At 61.7% G+C, this 19,950-nt stretch carries 20 protein-coding genes; 7 read left to right on the top strand and 13 right to left on the bottom strand.

From position 1 onward, the window contains the following. Nucleotides 1–37: 37 nt before the first annotated feature. Complete coding sequence (locus AC1D08_RS11510) at nt 38–511, top strand: carboxymuconolactone decarboxylase family protein (RefSeq protein WP_095091770.1); 474 nt, start codon at nt 38–40, stop codon at nt 509–511. Continuing rightward, nucleotides 511–1,368: a sigma-70 family RNA polymerase sigma factor gene (locus tag AC1D08_RS11505; protein ID WP_457154679.1), complete on the top strand. Its 858-nt coding sequence runs from the start codon at nt 511–513 to the stop codon at nt 1,366–1,368. Before AC1D08_RS11510 ends, AC1D08_RS11505 begins: the two co-directional genes overlap by 1 nt. A 36-nt stretch (nt 1,369–1,404) precedes the next feature. Here AC1D08_RS11505 and AC1D08_RS11500 read toward each other — a convergent pair whose 3' ends face one another. From AC1D08_RS11500 to AC1D08_RS11485, 4 genes are all read right to left on the bottom strand, one after another. After that, on the bottom strand, nt 1,405–1,677 hold the full coding sequence (locus tag AC1D08_RS11500) for a hypothetical protein (protein WP_095091279.1): 273 nt from the start codon (nt 1,675–1,677) through the stop codon (nt 1,405–1,407). A 142-nt stretch (nt 1,678–1,819) separates the two neighbouring features. Next, complete coding sequence (locus AC1D08_RS11495) at nt 1,820–2,824, bottom strand: zinc-dependent alcohol dehydrogenase family protein (RefSeq protein WP_477413130.1); 1,005 nt, start codon at nt 2,822–2,824, stop codon at nt 1,820–1,822. Then, entirely contained in the window at nt 2,821–3,096 is a 276-nt protein-coding gene (locus AC1D08_RS11490) for a hypothetical protein (protein ID WP_457154681.1), read from the bottom strand. The genes AC1D08_RS11495 and AC1D08_RS11490 overlap by 4 nt, the downstream gene beginning before the upstream one ends. A gap of 230 nt (nt 3,097–3,326) precedes the next feature. Next, nucleotides 3,327–4,079 (bottom strand): DUF899 domain-containing protein, encoded by a 753-nt coding sequence (locus tag AC1D08_RS11485; protein WP_477413132.1) that lies wholly within the window; start codon nt 4,077–4,079, stop codon nt 3,327–3,329. Between the two features lie 452 nt (nt 4,080–4,531). On the opposite strand from AC1D08_RS11485, the gene AC1D08_RS11480 reads away from it, so the two are divergent. From AC1D08_RS11480 to AC1D08_RS11465, 4 genes are all read left to right on the top strand, one after another. After that, nucleotides 4,532–5,752 carry a helix-turn-helix domain-containing protein gene (locus AC1D08_RS11480; protein ID WP_477423135.1) on the top strand — a complete coding sequence of 407 codons (1,221 nt, stop codon included), beginning with the start codon at nt 4,532–4,534 and terminating at the stop codon, nt 5,750–5,752. Between the two features lie 46 nt (nt 5,753–5,798). After that, nucleotides 5,799–6,431: a Vgb family protein gene (locus AC1D08_RS11475; RefSeq protein WP_457153097.1), complete on the top strand. Its 633-nt coding sequence runs from the start codon at nt 5,799–5,801 to the stop codon at nt 6,429–6,431. Between the two features lie 111 nt (nt 6,432–6,542). After that, nucleotides 6,543–7,373, top strand: coding sequence for an aldo/keto reductase (locus AC1D08_RS11470; protein WP_477423133.1), 831 nt, complete (start codon nt 6,543–6,545; stop codon nt 7,371–7,373). 555 nt (nt 7,374–7,928) lie between these two features. After that, complete coding sequence (locus tag AC1D08_RS11465; protein ID WP_457153092.1) at nt 7,929–8,681, top strand: GntR family transcriptional regulator; 753 nt, start codon at nt 7,929–7,931, stop codon at nt 8,679–8,681. 19 nt (nt 8,682–8,700) lie between these two features. On the opposite strand, the gene AC1D08_RS11460 is transcribed toward AC1D08_RS11465, so the two are convergent. Then, nucleotides 8,701–9,006, bottom strand: coding sequence for a hypothetical protein (locus AC1D08_RS11460; protein ID WP_095091288.1), 306 nt, complete (start codon nt 9,004–9,006; stop codon nt 8,701–8,703). A 419-nt stretch (nt 9,007–9,425) separates the two neighbouring features. Here AC1D08_RS11460 and AC1D08_RS11455 point away from each other — a divergent pair, with 419 nt between their 5' ends. After that, the gene (locus AC1D08_RS11455; protein ID WP_457153091.1) at nt 9,426–10,928 is read left to right on the top strand and encodes a helicase HerA domain-containing protein; all 1,503 of its coding nucleotides are present in this window, start codon (nt 9,426–9,428) and stop codon (nt 10,926–10,928) included. 131 nt (nt 10,929–11,059) lie between these two features. On the opposite strand, the gene AC1D08_RS11450 is transcribed toward AC1D08_RS11455, so the two are convergent. From AC1D08_RS11450 to AC1D08_RS11415, 8 genes are all read right to left on the bottom strand, one after another. Continuing rightward, entirely contained in the window at nt 11,060–11,341 is a 282-nt protein-coding gene (locus tag AC1D08_RS11450) for a hypothetical protein (protein WP_457153090.1), read from the bottom strand. A gap of 27 nt (nt 11,342–11,368) precedes the next feature. Continuing rightward, nucleotides 11,369–11,527 (bottom strand): DUF1127 domain-containing protein, encoded by a 159-nt coding sequence (locus tag AC1D08_RS11445; RefSeq protein WP_477395936.1) that lies wholly within the window; start codon nt 11,525–11,527, stop codon nt 11,369–11,371. Between the two features lie 131 nt (nt 11,528–11,658). Then, entirely contained in the window at nt 11,659–11,958 is a 300-nt protein-coding gene (locus AC1D08_RS11440) for a DUF4242 domain-containing protein (protein WP_477423131.1), read from the bottom strand. 193 nt (nt 11,959–12,151) lie between these two features. Then, nucleotides 12,152–13,951 (bottom strand): winged helix-turn-helix domain-containing protein, encoded by a 1,800-nt coding sequence (locus AC1D08_RS11435; RefSeq protein ID WP_477423129.1) that lies wholly within the window; start codon nt 13,949–13,951, stop codon nt 12,152–12,154. Between the two features lie 219 nt (nt 13,952–14,170). Next, a complete protein-coding gene (locus AC1D08_RS11430) occupies nt 14,171–15,241 on the bottom strand; it encodes an adenylate/guanylate cyclase domain-containing protein (RefSeq protein WP_457154433.1) in 1,071 nt (356 codons plus the stop codon). A 3-nt stretch (nt 15,242–15,244) separates the two neighbouring features. After that, nucleotides 15,245–15,739, bottom strand: a complete 495-nt coding sequence (locus AC1D08_RS11425) for a Rab family GTPase (protein ID WP_477226802.1) — start codon at nt 15,737–15,739, stop codon at nt 15,245–15,247. A gap of 13 nt (nt 15,740–15,752) precedes the next feature. Then, nucleotides 15,753–18,728, bottom strand: a complete 2,976-nt coding sequence (locus tag AC1D08_RS11420; RefSeq protein WP_477423127.1) for an OmpA family protein — start codon at nt 18,726–18,728, stop codon at nt 15,753–15,755. A 94-nt stretch (nt 18,729–18,822) separates the two neighbouring features. Continuing rightward, the gene (locus AC1D08_RS11415; RefSeq protein WP_095091773.1) at nt 18,823–19,488 is read right to left on the bottom strand and encodes a hypothetical protein; all 666 of its coding nucleotides are present in this window, start codon (nt 19,486–19,488) and stop codon (nt 18,823–18,825) included. Between the last annotated feature and the right edge of the window lie 462 nt (nt 19,489–19,950).

Raw genomic sequence — 19,950 nt, 5'->3', positions numbered from 1 at the left:
TCGTCATGAGGTCGGCACCAACAGAAGGAAGCCAATCATGACCGCAAAACTTGATCTCTTCGCCGCTGCCCCCTCGCTGATGAAGGAATGGCAGCGCGCATCCTTCGCCATTTCCTCCAGCCTCGAGCCCAGCCTGGCCGAGCTTGTGAAGATCCGTGCATCCCAGATCAATGGCTGCGCCAATTGCCTCAACATGCACACGGTGTTTGCACGCGAGGACGGCGAAACCGAGCAGCGCATCTACCTGCTGTCGGCGTGGCGCGAGGCGCCTTGCTACACCGACCGCGAACGCGCCGCGCTCGGCTGGACCGAGGCGCTGACGCGGATTTGCGAAGGTCATACGCACGAAAGCGCCTATGAGGCCCTTGAGGCCGAATTCACGCCGGAAGAGCAGGTCAAGCTCACCTTGATGATCAATGTGATCAACGGCTACAACCGCCTTGCGGTTGGGTTCGGTGGCTGGGCCGATCCGGCGGCGATAAGATCCGCGGCCAAGGCGGCAGCCGCCTGATGACAGGCGCAGGGACCGAGCACGCGGCGGCGGCCTTCGATCCGCTGCGTCCGACGCTGATGCGCGTCGCCTACCGCATGCTTGGGTCCGTGGCGGATGCCGAGGATGTCGTGCAGGAGGCGTTCATCCGCTGGATGAGGGCCGACCGCGGCGAGGTGCGTGAGCCCGCGGCATTCCTGCGCCGCACCGTCACGCGGCTTTGTCTCGACCAGCTCAAATCCGCGCGCCGCCAGCGCGAGACCTATGTCGGTCCCTGGCTTCCCGATCCCGTCGTGGATGAGGACGAAGTGGATGACGTCACCCTGCCAATGATGCTGGTGCTGGAACGTCTTTCGCCGCTCGAACGGGCGGCCTTTCTGCTGCACGATGTGTTCGGGCTGGGATTTGAGGAGGTCGCGGCCGCCATCCAGCGCGAACCCGCTGCCTGCCGCCAGCTTGCTGCCCGCGCGCGCGCCCATGTCCGCCAGGCGAGACCGCGTTTCAAGGTGGAAAAGCAACGCGGCCTCGAGCTCGCCGAGGCCTTCTTCGCCGCCTCGCGCAGCGGCGACATGAAGGCGCTTGGCGCGATGCTGTCGGCCGATGTCAGCGCCCATGCCGATGGCGGCGGGAAGCGCCCGGCAGCCACGGAAGTGGTCCTGGGGTTCGATGCCGTGATGCAGCAATACGCGCGTGTGGCGGAATGGCTGCAGAAGAACGGCTCGACGCTTGTTCGTGTCGGTTTCGTCAACGGACTGCCCGGCTTCATCACGCTGGAAGCCGATGGCGAACTGCAGACGACCGCACTCGACATCGAGGACGGTAAGATCGCGGCAATCTATGTGGTGCGCAACCCCGACAAGCTCAGGCACTTGCATTAAAGCGCGTCGCGTTGAAACGGATTCAGGCGACGCGCATTAACCCTTGGCTTCGACCAGGATCACCAGCGATTCCGGTACCACGCCATCGTAGACCATCGCGTCAGCGGCTTTCTGGCTCTGCATCATTGTCGCAAGGGCATCCATGTCCGGGACGTCCATCATCAGGGCCACTCGTTTCGGATTCTGCGGATCGACGAACGTGCGGATGTTGGTGATCCCAAGGGCGCCGAAAAGCTCCTTGCGCTTGGGTGAACTGAGCCAGTGCTTGCTGTCCTTCGTGATGTTGTGATGGCCAATTACGGTTGGCATGGCATCCTCCCCAAGGCGACGCCGGCGGTCGATATCGCCCGCCTGTTGTGCGATCCACCTGTTCAGCCAGTCAGCGCCGTTTCCTCCGGGCTGTCAATTAGCTGTTGCTGATGGATGTGCGGTGATGCCGCTTTCGGGGCGCTCAAAGTTCGAGGCAGACCTTGCCGAAATGCCGTTGGGATTCGTAGTGCGTGAAGGCACCAGCGATGTCCTCAAGCGCCAAACTGCGGTCGATGATGGGCTTCAGACGGTTGACCTCTATGGCCCGGATCATATCCTCCTGGTCCGCCCTGCTGCCGATCGAGATCCCGCTGATGCGGAGCTGGTTCGAAAACAGGGCCGGGATCGACACTTGCGCCGCAAAGCCGGTGAGGACGCCGATCAGGGCGATGTGCCCGCCCGTCCGGCAGGCCGCTATCGACTGCGTGAGCGTTGCGGGGCCGCCGACCTCGATCACGTGATCGACGCCGCGGCCGTCCGTCAAATCCCAGGCCTTTTGGCCCCAGTCCGGCACGGCCTTGTAGTTGATGACGGCGTCGGCGCCGAGGCGCCCGAGCCTTTCCAGCTTCTGCTCGTCGGAAGACGTGGCGATAACCCTGGCGCCGGCGGCTTTGGCAAATTGCAACGCGAACAGCGATACGCTGCCTGTGCCGAGGACCAGCACGGTGTCGCCGGGTTTCACCTTGCCGCACACAACCAGGCCGCGCCAGGCGGTGACGCCGGTGCAGGTGAGCGTTGCCGCCTCCACATGCGTGTAGCCCACCGGGGCCTTGGTGAAGGCGTGTGCCGGCATGCACACATATTCGCTTGCAAAGCCGTCGAAACTTTCTCCCGGTATGTCGCGCCTGGTCGCAGGCGTCATGTCACCGCCCAGCCACGATGGGTAGAAGGTGCTGACGACGCTGTCTCCAGCTTTGAACGCATCGACATCGTCGCCGACTTCGATCACCTCGCCCGCGCCATCGGACAGCGGAACGCGGCCGTCGGCGAGCGGCATCTTGCCTTGAACGACGAAATCGTCACGCAGGTTCAACGAGCAGGCCCGGATTCTGACCAGCACTTCGCCCGATCCTGGCTGGGGACGGTCTTCCTCCACCAGTTCGAGGTTGCCCAAGCCACCCGGCGCTCTCAGCCTGACCAGTTTCATTGCCGGACCGGCCGGCCAGACATCACCCTCAGCCAGGGCGTCAGATGGAAGGCACTCATCAGGAGATACATCGCGGCCATTCCGGTGAACGGCGAGGTATTGGCGCCCATGCACAGCATGGCCGCATCGCCACCCTGAATGCAGCTGAACAGCGCCATCAGGGCGAAGGTCGGTGCCGCGGCGAGGCACAGCCAGTCGGCGAGGCCAGGGGTGGTCGGGCTTGTGTCTTCAGCAGGGATCGCGCCGCTGGCACCGGTATGGATATCGCTCATGGTCCTTTTCCCTTGATGGTTATGCCTTGGTGCGTGCGACCTGCTCGCCAGGACTTGGGTTCCTCGCCCCCACGAGAGTGGGGGAGAGGTGGCTCGGCGAAGCCGAGACGGAGAGGGGGCCGCGTCCTACGAAAGCCCCCTCTCCGGCCGCTTCGCGGCCACCTCTCCCCCGCCTTTGGCGGGGGCGAGGAACCCAAGCTGGATGGCGGCCGGACACTCTCAGCAGATCCTTACTGGCCGTCCTTGTCCCTGAACGCCGCTTCGCCGGCAGCCGACACTTCTGCCCATTTCTGGTCGGGCGCGGCATCGTAATTGTCGTGCCAGTTCCACCAGCCGTAGAGCGGGGTCTGCGGATAGCCTTCGGGCGAGTCTTCCCAGATCTCCTGGCGGCCGAGCGGCGTTGCGTCGAGGTAGCTCCACACGGTGCCCATCGCCTCGTCCCCGCGGCTGTTGATGAAATAAGTGCGGAATACCCGGTCGCCGTCATGGATGAAGACGTTGTGGCCGTGCCATTCGTCGACGCCGAAGTCTTTGTCGAAGCTATCGGTGATGGTGTACCAAGGCATCTCCCAGCCCATCCGCTTCTTCAGCCGCGCAATGTCGGCCTGCGGTGCGCGCGAGGCATAGGCAAGCGTGGTGTTGCGGGCGTTGAGGTGGGCGAGATGGCCGACCTGGTCGGCGCCGAGCGAACAGCCGCGGCAAGCGTGATCGGGCCAGCCATGAACCCCTGGCTCGAAGAAGGCGCGGTAGACGATCAACTGGCGGCGGCCTTCGAACAAATCGAGCAGGCTCGCTTTGCCGTTCGGCCCCTCGAACACATAGGCCTTGTCCACTTCCATCCACGGCATGCGCCGGCGCTCGGCGGCCAGCGCGTCCTTGGCGCGCAGTGTGGCCTTCTCCTTCACCAGCAGTTCTTCGCGCGCGGCTTCCCACGCCTGCTGTGAAACGATTGGTGGGGTCTTCATTGCGGTGTGCTTGGTCATTGCTCGTCTCCTTTGTCAGTCTGTGGCGCCAGCGCGGCGCGTTGTTGCTTGCGGATCGTGAGGCAGGGTAGGGCGATGAAGCGCCCCGGTGGGAGTTACAAGTGTGACGGGATTTGAATGGGCAGGCCCGCCGCAGCAGGGGTGGCGCCCGGCGCGCTCGACCGTGTCGTTCGTCGCGAGGAGAGGCAGATCGTCGGAGTCAGGCATTGTCAATTGTCCTTTACGAGATGCTTAATATCGATACCTGAGATGCTCAGGCTACGAGTGCCGATATTGGCGTCAACGGCGGCCACGGCGCCTTCCGCCTGTCCTGATGGCTAGGTCATCATCCAAGTCATTGCTGTTTTCCCTGGTGTGCCGCCTGTTGCCGATACGGCTTGCTGGTTGGCGGTCATGACTTAAGTTAGGGCGGGCAGTGCAGGGGTGGGAGTTACAAGTGTGACGGGATTTGAATGGACTCGCTGATCACGGCAGCGGCATTGGCGCTGGCCGCGGGCGATCCACTCGGGGCGCTGGACCGCGTCGCCCTGCGCGAGGACGCGCCGGCGCTGGCGTTGCGCGGCATCGCGATGGCGCAGCTCGGCGACCTCGACCGCGCCAAGGCGCTATTGCGGCGGGCCGCGCGCGCCTTCGGTCCGAAGGAGGCGGTGGCGCGCGCCAGATGCGTCGTCGCCGAGGCGGAGATCGCACTGGTCTCGCGGGACCTCGGCTGGCCAGCCAAGGCGCTGGATGCTGCGCGGGCGACGCTGGAAAAGCATGGCGACCGGCTGAACGCCGCGCATGCCAGCCACCTCAAGGTGCGGCGCCTGCTGTTGATTGGCCGCCTCGATGAGGCTGAAGACGTGCTGGCCGGGCTCGATCCGGCGCCGCTCCCGCCAGCCTCGAGAGCCGCGCACGAACTGGCGGTCGCCGGCATCGCCATGCGGCGCCTCAAGACAAGGGCCGCGCGTACCGCGTTGGAGTGGGCGCGACACGCCGCCCGCCGGGCCGGCATTCCGGGGCTGATAGCCGAGGTCGACAACGCATTCCTGGCGCTGGGCGCGCCGGCGGCGCGGCTGATCGCGCGCGGCCAGCAGCGCCCGCTGCTACTCGAAGAGGTCGAGGCGCTGCACGCGTCGCCGGCGTTGGTCGTCGATGCCTTGCGCTATCTCGTGCGCCAGCAGGAAACCATGGTCTCGCTGGCAACGCGGCCGGTTTTGTTTGCACTGGCGCGCACGCTGGCCGAAGCATGGCCGGCGGATGTGTCGCGGGCGACGCTTATCGCACAGGCGTTTGGCGGCAGGCACGCCGATGAATCGCATCGGGCCCGATTGCGGGTCGAGATCGGCCGGTTGCGCGCCGAACTGCGCACGCTTGCCGACATCAATGCCACGAGCCAAGGCTTTGCGCTGGCGCCGCGCCATGCGCTCGAAGTGGTGGTGCTGGCGCGGCCGATCGAGGAGCGGCACGCCGCGGTGCTGGCCTTGCTTGCCGATGGTGAATCCTGGGCGAGTTCGGCGCTGGCGCTGGCGCTTGGCACCGGCCAGCGCAGCGTGCAGCGGGCGCTGGAGCAGCTTGGCGAGGCCGGCAAGGTGCAGTCGTTCGGGCATGGCCGGGCGCGCCGCTGGATGACGCCGCCTGTGGCCGGTTTCACGACGACCTTGTTACTCCCGGCCCCGCTGCCAAACGGTTAGAGCATGATCCCCGAAAATGCTCGATCATCTCAGTGAGGACAAAGACATGAAACATTCAGCGGCCGAAATCCTGCGCGAATACGGACCCTTTCCGGGCGTCGACACCGTGCACGGGGTAAGCTTCGACGGGCGCAACGTCTGGTTTGCCTCCGGTGAGAAACTGAACGCCTTCGATCCGGAAAGCGGGCAGGCGCTGCGCTCGATCGATGTCGCCGCGCACGCAGGCACCGCCTATGACGGCCGGCATTTCTTCCAGCTTGCCGGGGATCGCATCCAGAAGATCGACCCCGACACCGGCAAGGTGCTGGCCTCCATTCCGGCGCCCGGCGGCGGGCGCGACTCCGGGCTCACCTGGGCGGAAGGAACGCTCTGGGTGGGCCAGTACCGGGAGCGCAAGATTCACCAGATCGACCCCGAAACCGGGGCAATCCTGCGCACCATCGAATCCAACCGCTTCGTCACCGGGGTGACCTGGGTTGACGGCGAGCTGTGGCACGCCACCTGGGAGGGCGAGCAGAGCGACCTGCGCCGCGTCGACCCGCAAACCGGCAAGGTTCTGGAGAAGCTCGACATGCCGGCCGGCATGGGCGTCTCGGGACTGGAATCCGATGGCGGCGAACGCCTGTTCTGCGGCAGCGTATCCGCCGGGGTGGTGCGGGCGGTGCGCCGGCCGAGATGAGCTCGCACCCGGCAAATTCGACCGCTGTCGACTGGTCGTTGCTCCCCGTCGAACCTAGATAGGGCATGCGCCGGGCGGACCGCCCGGATCATCTTTTGCAAAGGACCTGCCATGCCTGAACAGATACCGTCGAACGACGGCTCCGCCATTCCCCAGCTCGGACTTGGCGTGTGGCAAGTCGACCAGGATATCACCGCCCGGGTGGTGGGTTGGGGGATCGAGGCCGGCTATCGTCTGATCGACACCGCCGAGGGCTATCGGAACGAGGATGGGGTTGGAGAGGCGATCCGCAGCTCCGACGTGCCGAGAGGCGAGCTGTTCATCACCTCCAAGCTGCGCAACGGCGCACACCAGCGCGATGCGGCGCTGCGCGCCTTCGACGAGACGATGGAGAAGCTCGGCATAGAGCAACTCGACCTGTTCCTGATCCACTGGCCGGTGCCTAGCCAGGACAAATATGTCGAGGCGTGGAAGACGCTGGTCGAACTCAGGCAGGCCGGCCGCATCAAGTCGATCGGCGTTTCGAATTTCAACCAGGACCATCTTGAGCGGATCATCGGCGAGACCGGCGTGACGCCAGTGGTCAACCAGGTCGAGCTGCATCCCCAGTTCCAGCAGCGCGCTATCAGGGACTTTCATGCCAGCCACGACATCCGCATCGAAAGCTGGAGCCCGCTGGGCAGCGGTCGGCTGCTGAACGACCCGACCATCGCGGGCATTGCCGACAAGCATGGCAAGTCCGCGGCGCAGACGATTATCCGCTGGCACCTTCAGGAAGGGCTGATCGTCATTCCAAAGTCGATCCGCAGGGATCGCATCGCCGCCAATTTCGATGTCTTCGATTTCGAGCTGGATGCGCAGGACCTGCAGGCGATCCGGGGCATGGATTCGCCAAACGGCCGCACCGGCCCAAACCCCGCTACGGCGTCGTTCCTGTTCTGAGGGGAAGGCTCTCCCTTCTCCCCTTGTTTGTGGGAGAACGGCGCCTGCCTCAAGATCGCTCGATGGGCTGAGCGCCGGCCAGATAGCGATCGTTGTCAAACGGCTCGGCTTGATTGCTTTGCAGATCCCAAAGTTGTCGGTGGGTCGCCGGGAGATCGCCAAGATAGACATGAAGCGCGCCGGACCGTGCGCTGCCGGTGTTGGCGACCGAATGCACTGTATGCCGGGGCAGGTGCAGCACGACGGGCGCTGTGGAGTCCTGCCGTCGCGGGGCATCGAGCTTGCTGGCGGCATCGGGATAGATGAAGTTCGTCTCGCCACCCCTGTAGATGCCGATCAGTTCGTATGGTCGCCCAACACCGCCCTTATTCGTGCGAGGGGATCGGGACTTCCGGCAGCGTTGACGATATCATCGACAACCGCGTAGAGAGGCGAGCCAACCGGAACAGCCATTGCCAGTTATCCCTTTTGAGGTGACCAGATGATCATTCTGAGATGCTCAAGGCTACTTAAAGTCGATGGCGGCGTCAACCGGATCGCCAGAACGGAACAAGCATGACTCCTCGTGATTTGACTGCCGCATCGACGAAACCGGCACTGTCCACTGGCACGGCCGCGGCCCCGTCGACCGCCGATCTGCTGCGCAGCGAGCAGGCGTACGAGCAGATGAAGAGCGACATCGTCGCCTGCGTGCTTCGCCCCGGTGAAACGCTGACGGAAAAGCAGATTGGCGATCGATACCTGATCAGAAAGGCGACGATCCGCGCGGCGCTGACCCGGCTGATGCAGGAGGGGCTGGTCAGGAGCGAGCCGCGACGTGGCTATGTCATCACGCCACTGACGCTGCGCGATGTCACCGAGATCTTCGATGTCCGCGGTCTGATCGAGCCGGAAGTGTTCAGGGTGGGTGCGTCGGGGCTCACAGAGCGCGGGCTCGAAGATGTCAGGCAGGCAGCCAGGAAGGTGCTGAAGCCGGAGACGCTGCGCAGCCACGTTGCATTCCTGGCGGCGGATCGTGCCTTTCGTCTTGCCTTGGCGGAGCTGTCCGGAAATTCACGCCTGGCGCAGTTGCTGGGCCAGATACTCGACCAGTCGGAGAGGGCTCTCCACCTCGGATTCAGGTCGCGCGACTTCACGCAGCTGATCATCGGTCAGCAGAAAGACCTGGTTCATGCCTGCGAGGTGAGCGACGTTTCCGGCATCGTCAAGCTTGCCCGATCGCAGTGCCTCAATCTCAAGAAGCAGGTGCTCGAAGCCCTGCTGGCGGGCGCCAAGCTCCGGGAAACCAATCTGCAAGACTTCGCTTGATGGCCTGAGGCTTCGCGCCTCAAATCCCCGAGCCGTCGAGCTGCTGTGCGTCGTCACCCTCCCAGGGGGCCGGCATGGAGGCGCGGCTGAGATTGGCTGTCGGCAGCGGCATCCAGCATTTCAGTTCCGGTTCGGCGTATTCGACGACGCGTCCCGGCGAGGAGTCCGACGCGCGCCAGCCTTCGCTGGCGAACTGGTCGGCGCGCGACCAATAGGCGAGGTCGACTTCCGCCGGCCCCTGTTCGGACGGGCGAACCGTGACCAGGATGCGGCTGCCATCCCTCGGCGCTGTCGACATGTGGCGCCACCGTTCGGGCTCGTCCATCGCTTTTCCTCCTCGCATTTCCAGCGTCGGCGAAGTGTCGCCTCGCGCTCCGGGGCGGTCAACCCAAAGTTTGCGCCAGCGGGCGAGTCTCGACGATGTCGGAACTTGGCGGGATCAGGCGAGGTTGGCGACCGACATATACTGCGAGAGGGAACTTGAAAACGTCGGTCGCCAGGGGGCGGTTGGGACGCACCACGTTGGGGACGCGATGCAAGGTCAGGCTAAGCGGATGCGGCGCGGCTTCAATCGGAACGCCGTCACATGGTGAACAGCTGGTTACTATCCACAGGGCTCCCTTGTTGTGGATGATCCGGAGACGGTCCTTGGCCTGTGCGCAACACGGCGCGGGCGGCCATGCGCGCTCGACGGGCTGTGATCGGGTTGATAAGCCCGTCTGCGAAAGGAGCGCCTGAGTCGAGATGACCGTTGCGATCGAGATGGGACACACGACCGCAGGCGCCGCGGCGACGCTCGATCTCGAGGAGCTGCTGGCGACGCGCCTTTTGGTGCAGGGCAATTCGGGCTCCGGCAAGTCGCATCTGTTGCGGCGGCTGCTGGAGCAGAGCGCCCCCTGGGTGCAGCAGACCATCATCGACCCCGAGGGCGACTTCGTGTCGCTGGGCGACCGTTTCGGCCATCTGGTGATCGATGCCGAGGAGCATACCGAGCGCGGCTTGCAGAGCGCCGGCGAGCGGGCGCGCATCCACCGCGTCTCCACTGTGCTCAATCTCGAGGGGCTCGACGCCGAGAATCAGATGCGGCGGGCCGCCGCCTTCCTCGGCGGGCTGTTCGAGGTCGCCCGCGACCACTGGTATCCGATGCTGGTGGTGGTGGACGAAGCGCAGCTGTTCGCACCGGCAGTGGCCGGCGAGGTTTCGGACGAGGCGCGCAAACTCTCGCTTGGCGCGATGACCAATTTGATGTGCCGTGGCCGCAAACGCGGGCTTGCCGGCATCATCGCCACCCAGCGGCTGGCCAAGCTCGCCAAGAACGTCGCTGCCGAGGCGTCCAATTTCCTCATGGGCCGCACCTTCCTCGATATCGACATGGCGCGCGCCGCCGACCTTTTGGGCATGGAGCGGCGCCAGGCGGAGGCGTTTCGCGACCTGGAACGCGGCCAGTTCATGGCGCTCGGTCCAGCGTTGTCACGCCGGCCGCTCGGCCTGCGCATCGGCCCGACCGACACCAGTCCGCGCAACGGCACGCCGCGGCTGATGCCGCTGCCGGAAGCAGCGCTGGAGGACGCACGCGCCATCATCCTGGCAGCGCCGCCGCCCGAGACCGTGCGGCCGCAACGCCGGTCTTCGCCGGACCTGCTCGATCAACTAATGGCGGCGAAGTCGGCGGCACTCGAAATCCGCCCCGAGCCGGTGGAGCCGCAAATCAGCGCGGAGGACCTGGCCGAGCGCCGCGAGCGTGTGGACCGTGTGCTGCGCGCCATCCTGGCGCAGCCCGACGCGGGCTTCCGTGTCATCGGCGTGCTTTATCAAGAGTTCGTGGTGCGCTGCCGCATCGAGGGCCTTGCCTCGGTGGTGCCCGATCTGCCGGAGTTCCGCCGCATGCTGACGCGCGCCCGCGCCGGGCTCGGCTCCGACATGGCAGCAGGGGATGACGCCTGGCAGGACGTCTCGGTCCGCGCCTCGCTGCTGCCCGACGATATGCAGGGCGTGTTCATGATGATCGCCAGGGCGGCGAAGGAGGGCTGGCCTTGCCCGAGCGACGCTGCGATCGCCCGCGCCTATGGCTCCCACTCGCTGCGCCGTGCCCGGCGTCTCCTCACCTACATCGAGGAGCAAGGCCTCATTGTCTGCCAGCTCGACGGGGTAGGCCGGCGCACCGTGACGCTGGTCGAACTCGCCTGGGCGACGGCCCCGGGCGACCCCAATGCCGAGGAGGCGGAGCAGGGGCGCCTGGCGGTGTGAGGCGGCAGCCTCAGGTTTCCGGCCTGCCGCGAATTTGCGCCAGTGCCGACAGTCGCCAGCAGCCGCTGGCCGCACCTTTTCGGAACCATGCGCCTCATACCTGATGTCTCGGTTTCGAGCGCCAATGTTGTTCAAAATCCGCCATTTCGCATGCGCCCGCCGGCATTTTCCCCGCGAGAGTATGACCGCACCTTAACGTAGCGAGACGTCAAGATGCGGCCGATCTGGATGAGGTTCAGAAGCACAAAGAAGACATTCCAGCCGACCACGTTCATGAGCGGCGCCGGCTGGCTGTAGAAGTACACGGCGAGACAGATTGCTGCTGCAGTCGTCAGCATCCGCAGCCGCAAAATATCCAGCGTGAAGTAAGCGACCACATACATGATGTTCGCCATGTTTATAAGAATTTCCATTTTCCAATTCCATCTAGTTGCGAACGATCAAATACGATCGTGCTTCAGATGCTCTCGAACGGCATACGAGATTGCATCGCGTCGAAGGCCTATGTCCTTCAGGATATGGTCTGGCAGAGCGCGTAAAGCCCTCTCGGTTCTGCGAGCCTTCAGCCCAATCGAAACATGCTTGAGGTAGTGAAACATTGTTTTCTCCATTCGGTAGGATTCGCGGCGCTGGTATGCGGGCATGCCGCCTCCAAGCGCCGTCTGTTCATTGCCTGTTGGTTGCGTGATGCTGCCCCACGCTGAAGACGTGAGGCAGCAACTGGACTTCGTCAGGCGGCTGCTGTTGAAATCGGATCGTTTTGAAGGATGACGGTGTCGGCCACCGGGTAGAATTCCTCTCCCGGCATGCCGACGCGCTTGGCGTGATCCCGGATGGCCTCGCCGTCGTTCGCCTCGTAGATGCAGAAGGTGCCGATGCGCCCATCGGGTTCATTCACCACGTAACTGCGGATCCAGCGGACTTGGCCCGGCATCTGTTCCTTCGCGACCTTCGCTGATTTCGCGCCGGCGGCTTCGAGTTCCTGCAGAGATGCCCATGCGCTAGGGCGACGGATGACATAGAGGTTCACGATTTTTCCCTTTCGCTATCGCGCCGACCCATTGTCGGCGCCGCTGGTGCCATGCGTGTCTGCATGACGGGGAAAAATTACCTACTGAGGGGACTGACCGTCCTTATCTCGAGCTTATCTTTGGCTGATCTTCGCCCTGGCTCGGCGGCAAGAGCTGATCCGTAGCTCATCGCGGCAGGCAAGCGAGCGGCGTTCAGGTGATGAGCTCTTGCCTGGGGCCATCGATGAGCGATTGGCTATCGGGCAAAAGGCTGTGGCGAAGCAGTGCGGCTTCTTGGTCCAGGCGCTGCGATCCCAGGTGACGAGCCGATCTTTCTGCCGCCGTGATCTCTACTTTCGCGCCGCTGACGTCGCCCGAGCCGAGCAGAGCTCTTGCCAACTGCAGGCGGATCCTCGCCGCATGATAATCGACACCGGCGCTTGTCCAAAGTTGCCGGGCCAACAGCAGAAGGCGATTTTTGTTCGGGTCGTCTGGCTTGCAGAGTGCAGCCTTTGTTTCGGCTATCAACGCCTGTGTCGCCGGTTGTCGCCAGCGTTGTGGTTGTGCATCGATTTCGGTCAGATAGATTGAGGCTTGGTTCGAGCGTCCGCCGCGTGCTGCAATGCAGGCTGCATTGACCAACAAGTTTCCGCGCCGCTGAAGATGGAACCATGACACCCCTTGTAAGACACGGTCAATTGCAGCGAGCGCACCTTCCAAGTCGCCGGTTTCGAACAACAGCAAGGCATTGCCCGGTTCCGCGTCCCAGCCGAGTGCATAGGCCTGATCGTAGTCAGCTCGCGCCGACGCGAGATCGCCGATCATGGCGAAGATATCGCCACGGACCCGAAAGCCCTCGCCAAGCGACCACGATTCCTCTGCAGAAAGTTTGGGAAGCGCCTCATTTATGCAAGCCAGGGCCTCAGGCAAAATCTGTTGCGCCGCAACCACTTCGGCACGATGAAGGTCACAGGCCCCTGATGTTTGGGCAAAGCTTGCGGTACACCAGCTTTCAAAACCCTCACTCCACTGGCGAGCACGCGACCAATCGGCAAAGGTCCTGCAGCTCCAGAGGATGTTGCAATAGACCAAGCTACCGGTGATCGGGTCCACCTGGCTCGACAACGCGATCGCCGCCGCATGGTTTTGCTGCTCGTTGCCCTCCTCGATCTTCCCAAGCGCCAGATTGTAAAATCCCTTGTAGGTCAGGGTCAGGGCTCGCAGGCCTGGGTCATCGCAATGTTCAGCTATCGAGTGGGCGGCCGAAGCCAACTGAAGCGCTTCCTCAGGGCGGCCGCCTGAGGATGCAAGACGCGACTTCATCCATAGCAGATACGATTCCGTGCTCGCGTCCTTGGACTGAGAAAGAAGCGAAGCAGCACGTTCCAGCCATCCCTCCGCAACGGCAGCCGCTCCCCGTTCGGCTTGGATCTTGGCAAGTGTCACGGCGGATCTGGCGGCGCGCGCTGAATCCCCAGCCTCGATATGAGCAGCAACGGCGCGGGTCAGCATAGGGATCGCCTCGGTCGGCCGCCCTCCGCATTCAACGACCAAAGCCCAAAGATCGATATCGGCCGGAGAGAGAGCCTCGATATCCGCAAGACCTGCGAAGAGCTTTGCAGCCGCACTCCAATCGCGTGCCGCCGCTAGCCTGCGGGCCTGCGCAAGGTTGTCATCCCCCGCGAACGTGGCAGGCCGCACGTAGCCCAGTCCTGGCTCATCGATTGCGAAGCGATAGCCGTGGCGGACGTAGCTGTGTATTGCGTCCTGCAATCCGCCTGCTGCAAGCGCCTTGCGTGTAAGGCTAACCACCCGCTGAAGCGACGCTTCAGTCACAATGACATCCGGCCAAAGAGCGTCCATCAACTCCTCTTTGGGTACAACTCTGCCTGCGTTGCGAACCAGATACACGAGCAAGTCAAAGACAAGCGGCTGGATTTTCTGCCCAACGCCCTCCAGGGACAGTTTGCGGGCAGCTTCATCAAGTTCGAATTGTCCAAACGAATGGTGCATCGCCGTCTTCCGATGCTGCAGTCTACCTTATCGATCTCAGATATGGGAGCGGCCCCGTTCTAGTTGACGGCAACCCGACTTAAGCTTGCAAAGAAAGGCGGCCGCGACTGTCATTCTTGTGGTTCACGGAACGTGTCTTGCTTGGTTGGCTTGGCGAAAGATGACATTCGCTGGCTTGAAATGAAATGCGCTGCAGGGTTGGCACAGCCAAGTGGCAAATCAGGCCCGCAGCCGCCACATGCGCACACGACCTGTGCCACGCAATTCCGTTTCCTCGAGTGGGTCGCAAGCGAAATCTGGTCCAAGCAGTGTGTGAGTTGCATCCGAAATACGGATTTCATCGGGCTCGGCGGACGTTTGAATCCGTGAGGCGAGATTGACGGTGTCGCCCCACAGGTCATAGGCAAACCGCTTTTTGCCGATGACGCCGGCGACGATCGGTCCTGAGTGAATTCCAATTCTCAGTCTTAGCGGTTCTCCTGCGAAGCGTTCGCGCCGACCCGCCTCGCGCAGTTCAAGTGCATAGTGCGCAAGGGCTTCCGCATGATCGGATCGCGCGGCGGGCAGGCCGGCGACCACCATCACACAATCGCCGATTGTCTTGATCTTTTCGCAGCCATATCTTTCCGAGAGCTGATCCGCCACCTTGAAGAAGTAATTCAAGATAGCGAGCGTCGTCACGGCTCCGACGCTGCGCGCTCTTTCCGTAAAACCGACGATGTCGGCAAAAAGCACACTCACCTCTGCGTGGTTGTCCGCAATCTGTTCGTGCGCCTTTAGCCGCTCCGCGATCGACGCCGGAAGAATGTTGAGGAGCAGGGTTTCGGCGCGCTGGTATTCACGCGACAATCCCTCCTGGCTCTCCCTCAACGCCTCGTTCGTCGATCGTAATTTCTCGTTGAGTTGACGCTCCCTCTCTTGCAGGAGCGTCATTTCATAAGCCTTCTGTTGAAGCCGCTGCCTGTTGTCGCGTTCGGCAGTGGCGTCAAGAAAGAGCAGCCACACGCAGTCATCGTCAGCAAAAAGATGAAGGTCCGCGACACGCCCGCCGGGCAGTTCGATCATGGCCATATGAAATGGAAGCTCCGGGCAAGGCAGCAAGCCTTCCATGAATGCAAGCTGATCGGCAACAGGCTTACCAATGCGAAGTGATGAGAGTTCGTAATGTTTAAGATTGCCGCCCTTCGCAACTATGCAAAGCTCTGCGTCAATTTTCAGATACGCGACAGAGTGCTCACGATAGAAGAAGTTGAAAATCCAGCTTCTGACTTCTCTTGGCAATCCATGCATGGTCTATTCGGTGACCATCGAAGCAAGCTGACGAAATGCGTCATCGACACATTCACCCGAAAGCGCGCTTGTCAGATAGATTTGCCATCCAAGTTGCCTCAGTCCGTCAATCTCACTATCCGGTATTGCCCACCGATCGGCCAGATCGGATTTGTTGAACAGCAACACGAACGGCATGGGCCCGAATTCGGCCTCGACCCGCTCGCGCAGCGTGAGCGCCACGGCAAGAGTGGCGGCGCGGGTTCCATCGACGACAAGCACGAGCCCGGTCGCACCTCGCACATAGCTGACGCGGAATGAGCCGATATCGTCTTCGCCGGCCAAATCCCACAAAATCAGATCCACGGTTTTGTCCGCGAGTACGACACTCTTCTTGTCGATTTTCACTCCCACCGTGGTCAAGTAAGTTTCCGAAAAGATGCTTTGCACGAACCTGCGCACCAGGCTCGTCTTTCCGACAGCGAACCCGCCCAACATGCAGATCTTTTTTTGCAGCATCGTGGGCCCCGCCCTAGTCCAGGTTTACCGTAACCGAAACCCGGCGATTGGTGGAGCTGCCAGTTTGAATATTTTCAGGCACCAACGGCTCAAAAGTTCCCGCGCCCCGAACCAGCAGCAGTTCCGGAGGGACGCCGCGCTTGTTGAGAAGCGCGCGAACTGTCTCGGCGCGGGCGGCGCTGATCGACGCGTTGGCCGTCTCACGGCCAGTGGCGTCCGAATGCCCGGTTAACATGAACCGCGCTGTTACGCCTGACTTGCGGGCATTCTGGGCGAATTCCTTGATTTGATCCGCCAACCTGTCGAGAACCGGCACCTGCTCTGGTCCCGGCACAACTTTGCCGGACGAGAAGAAAATATCGGTCGTCTGGATGGCTTCTCTCAAATAATTAAGTTCTGCAAGGTTTAGCTCACGCAGCTGCGAGACATCCAGAACCACTCCGTCCGCCGAAAGTTGCTCGGAGGCGGCCTGCGCCCGAGTGATCCAGGCGGCAGGAGCCTCACCCACGACAACGATGCGACCTTGGACGATCGAAACCTGAACCGATTTCGGCGGGGTCAGCGACGCCGTCAGCCGCTTCACCACGAACTTCGGATCAAGGCTCTGATAGAATTGCCACTGTGAATGAACGCGGGCAGGATCAACCTCCGTTCCGGACAGCAGAGCTTGCGGGTCGGCGGCAAGCGGGTCTCTCAGGCCGGAAATGTAGAAATGTCCACCCCTCGCTGTTTGTTGGGCGACGATGATTCCCGGTTGAGCCTCAAGTCGCGACACATAATATTGCCAGTGCTCTGCCGCTCGTGCGTCGGGGCTCACATCACGAACCTTGGAGATGTCGAATTCCGGTCCGCCTGCCGAAAGCTGTCGGGCTGCTGCGCGCGCCTTGTCTATCCAGGTGTCGGGAGCCTCACCCTCGGCAACGATGCGATCATTGACGATTGAAAGTCGTACTGTATCCGGCGGATACAGCGACGCTGTCAGCCGCTTCAACACGAACTCCGGCTCAAGGCTCTGATAGAATTGCCACTGCGAATGAACCCGGGCGGGATCGACCTGCGTTCCGGACAGCAGCGACTGCGGGTCGGCGGCAAGCGGGTCTCTCAGGCCGGCAATATAGAATTGGCCATCGCGTATCTTTTGATCTGCAACGATGATGCCCGGCTGGGTCCCCAGTCGCGACACATAGGCCTGCCAGCGCTCCGCCTCGCGTGCTTCGGGGCTTACATCGCGGACTCTGGAGATATCGAAGACCGGCCCGCCTGCCGAAAGCTGCTGGGCCGCGGCCTGCGCCCGGTTGATCCACGTGTCGGGAGCTTCACCCTCGGCAACGATGCGATCATTGACGATCGAAAGCCGTATCGAATCCGGCGGAGCCAGCGACGCCGTCAGGCGCTTCAACACGAACTCCGGCTCAAGGCTCTGATAGAATTGCCACTGCGAATGAACCCGGGCGGGATCTACCTGCGTTCCGGACAGCAGCGACTGCGGGTCGGCGGCAAGTGGGTCTCTGAGGCCGGCAATATAGAATTGGCCATCGCGTATCTTCTGATCTGCAACGATGATGCCCGGTTGGGCCCCCAGTCGCGACACATAGGCCTGCCAGCGCTCCGCTGCGCGTGCTTCGGGGCTAACATCACGAACCTTGGAGATATCGAAGACCGGCCCGCCTGCCGAAAGTTGTTGGGCGGTGGCACGCGCCCGGTCGATCCACGTGTCGGGAGCCTCACCCTCGGCAACGATGCGACCGTTGACGATCGAAAGCCGTATCGAATCCGGCGGAGCCAGCGACGCCGTCAGGCGCTTCAACACGAACTCCGGCTCAAGGCTCTGATAGAATTGCCACTGCGAATGAACCCGGGCGGGATCTACCTGCGTTCCGGACAACAGCGACTGCGGGTCGGCGGCAAGCGGGTCTCTCAGGCCGGCGATATAGAATTGGCCGCCGCGCATCTGGTGTTCCGCAACGATGATGCCCGGCTGGGTCTCCAGTCGCGACACATAGGCCTGCCAGCGCTGCCCGGCTTGCCAGGAAAGAAAGAACCAACCGCCTGCGGGTACCAAAACCAGCAGGACTGCAGCCACCACCAGCCACGGAAATCCCTCGTTTGAATCCTCGTGCTTCAGTTCAACACAGGTCTGTAGCTGCGCCTCTACGCCGGCCAACTGCGAACTGTCGCCGTCAAACTGCTCTAGAGCTTCTGAGCTCTCATCGTGGATGCGAAGCAGTACGTCGCGAATTATTTCATGTAATTCCTCTGGCGGATTTCCGCGGATCACCGCAACCAAGGTCGCAAACGGTCCAACTTCCGACCAAAGACGAAGCTCCCCGAAACGGATAGTGTCCAGTCCGCTCTGTTCTTTCTCGTTGAATGAGTCCTTCACAAAATCTTGAATTGCACTAAGCATCGAAGAAATTAGTTGAGGGTCTTCGCTCGTTGCATTTTCGGCGGCTACATGTGTAATCAATAGCCCGGAATTGCGGTTAATGAGAAAGACATGCTCTACTTGATAGGAGAGGGAATGCTTAAGGACAACTTCTGAGAAGCTCGTTCCTGTCCTCCAAGCTTCAAATCTCCACTTAAGTCCATGCCAGGTAAATATATGCCTTAAAGATTCGTTCAGCGACTGAAAGGTCTGGTCGATCTTTTCGCCGATCGACTTGCGAATAGCCGGCAGAAACACCGGGTATAATATATCCGTCAGCGTGCGCGGGTTCTTCTGGATGGACCGTCGCACGGCCCGCTCGACAACTGGCGCAAAGGCCTCGCCGAGTTGCGCATGAGACGCCGATGCGGCTGCGCTGGGGAGAACGTCCCCCACTGCGGCCGCAAGCTGCTCGGGTTCGTCGAGCAGGTGCGTAACGCGTGAAAGCTCAGAAATTTCGCGGCCGACCAGCAGCTCGCGAAGTGTGTCCATGCGATGGTCGGCGGCTGGAACGTCGAAATGCGCATGATTGTCCGGATCGACGTTCCGGGCAATTTCGACCAACAGCCTAGCCAGAGCCTCGCGATCAATCTCGGTATCGTTCGAGGCTGTACTTTGAGGAAGGTTGACTGGGTCGACGGTTGACGTCAAATTCCGATCAACTCACTTTCCAGCTGCGTTCCGAGTTGTTCTTGTTACCGACGGGATCCTGATTCAGACATTTTGCAACCTCGACAAACAGGCCAGCCAAAAGATTTCGGTCGGTCTTGACGTTGCTGAGATCGGAGAACATTTTCTCCATGATCATCTGAACGGTTTCATTCTTTTGCTTGATATCCTCACGCAGCGAATGATCATTTCGATTCATCCGATCCGCAACATCGCGCTCAAGCTCGCTCAATTGATCCGACAACGCGCGCACCTGCTTTTCAAGTGCCTGATTTTGCTCGCGAAGATTCCGGTCAATCTCCTTGTCGGCCTCGGCTCGTGCGTCTTTTTCGTTCCGCAATTGCGCGGCAAGCGATTCGACCTGCTTCTTTGCATTTGACTCGTACATTTCGAGATTGCGCTTGGCCTCGGATTCGACATCCTTGAAGCGCTGCAAGAACCGTTCTTCAAGCTTGGAAAACCGGCGGTCATAGTCCTGCATCTGGTTGCCGAACAGCAGATCGCGTATCTTGTCGACACCTACAGCGTCGCCGGAGCCTCCGCCCTCGCGAGCCTGGGCCGCCATGAAGTTCAGCCCGTTACCCTCTGCATTACCCATCAGATTTACGTCCGCTTTAACTGCTGGAGAAGCGGCATTCGCAGATTCCTTGGCCATCTTTTTGCCCCAATTGCCACAGTGCAAAACTCGGAAACAGATAAATATGTCAGTAAATTAGCTAGGCTGCAAGCTGGAATCTTCCTAGCTTAAGCCGATCCGTGCGTCCTTTTTTAACCTCGTGGACTAGCAACAACTGCACGAGTTCCGATTGGCGTCACTCCTGTATTTCTTTGTAGTGGCGGCCAAGGGCGACCAGTCCAATCGCCCGTTGGACGAAACCTACTTGCCAGGGGAGTGAGACAAAGTCGGCTATAGCTGCTGGAACGCAAATAAGCTTCCAAGAGTCTTTCGATCCATCGCAGCTCGCTAACCTGTCGACGCACATATTGCCTCAGATCCGGCTGTATACTGCGACCATCGGCTTGCGATGCGGGCCCAAAGCTAAAAGGGAGGCCTTCTTTCGAGACGGAGAATGGCTGTTCGAGAATGCCGGGGACAGCGACCATTGTCGGCGCAAAG

The organism is Mesorhizobium sp. P2_E6, assembly GCF_056403835.1.
This window is presented reverse-complemented; position numbering and strand designations above follow the sequence as displayed.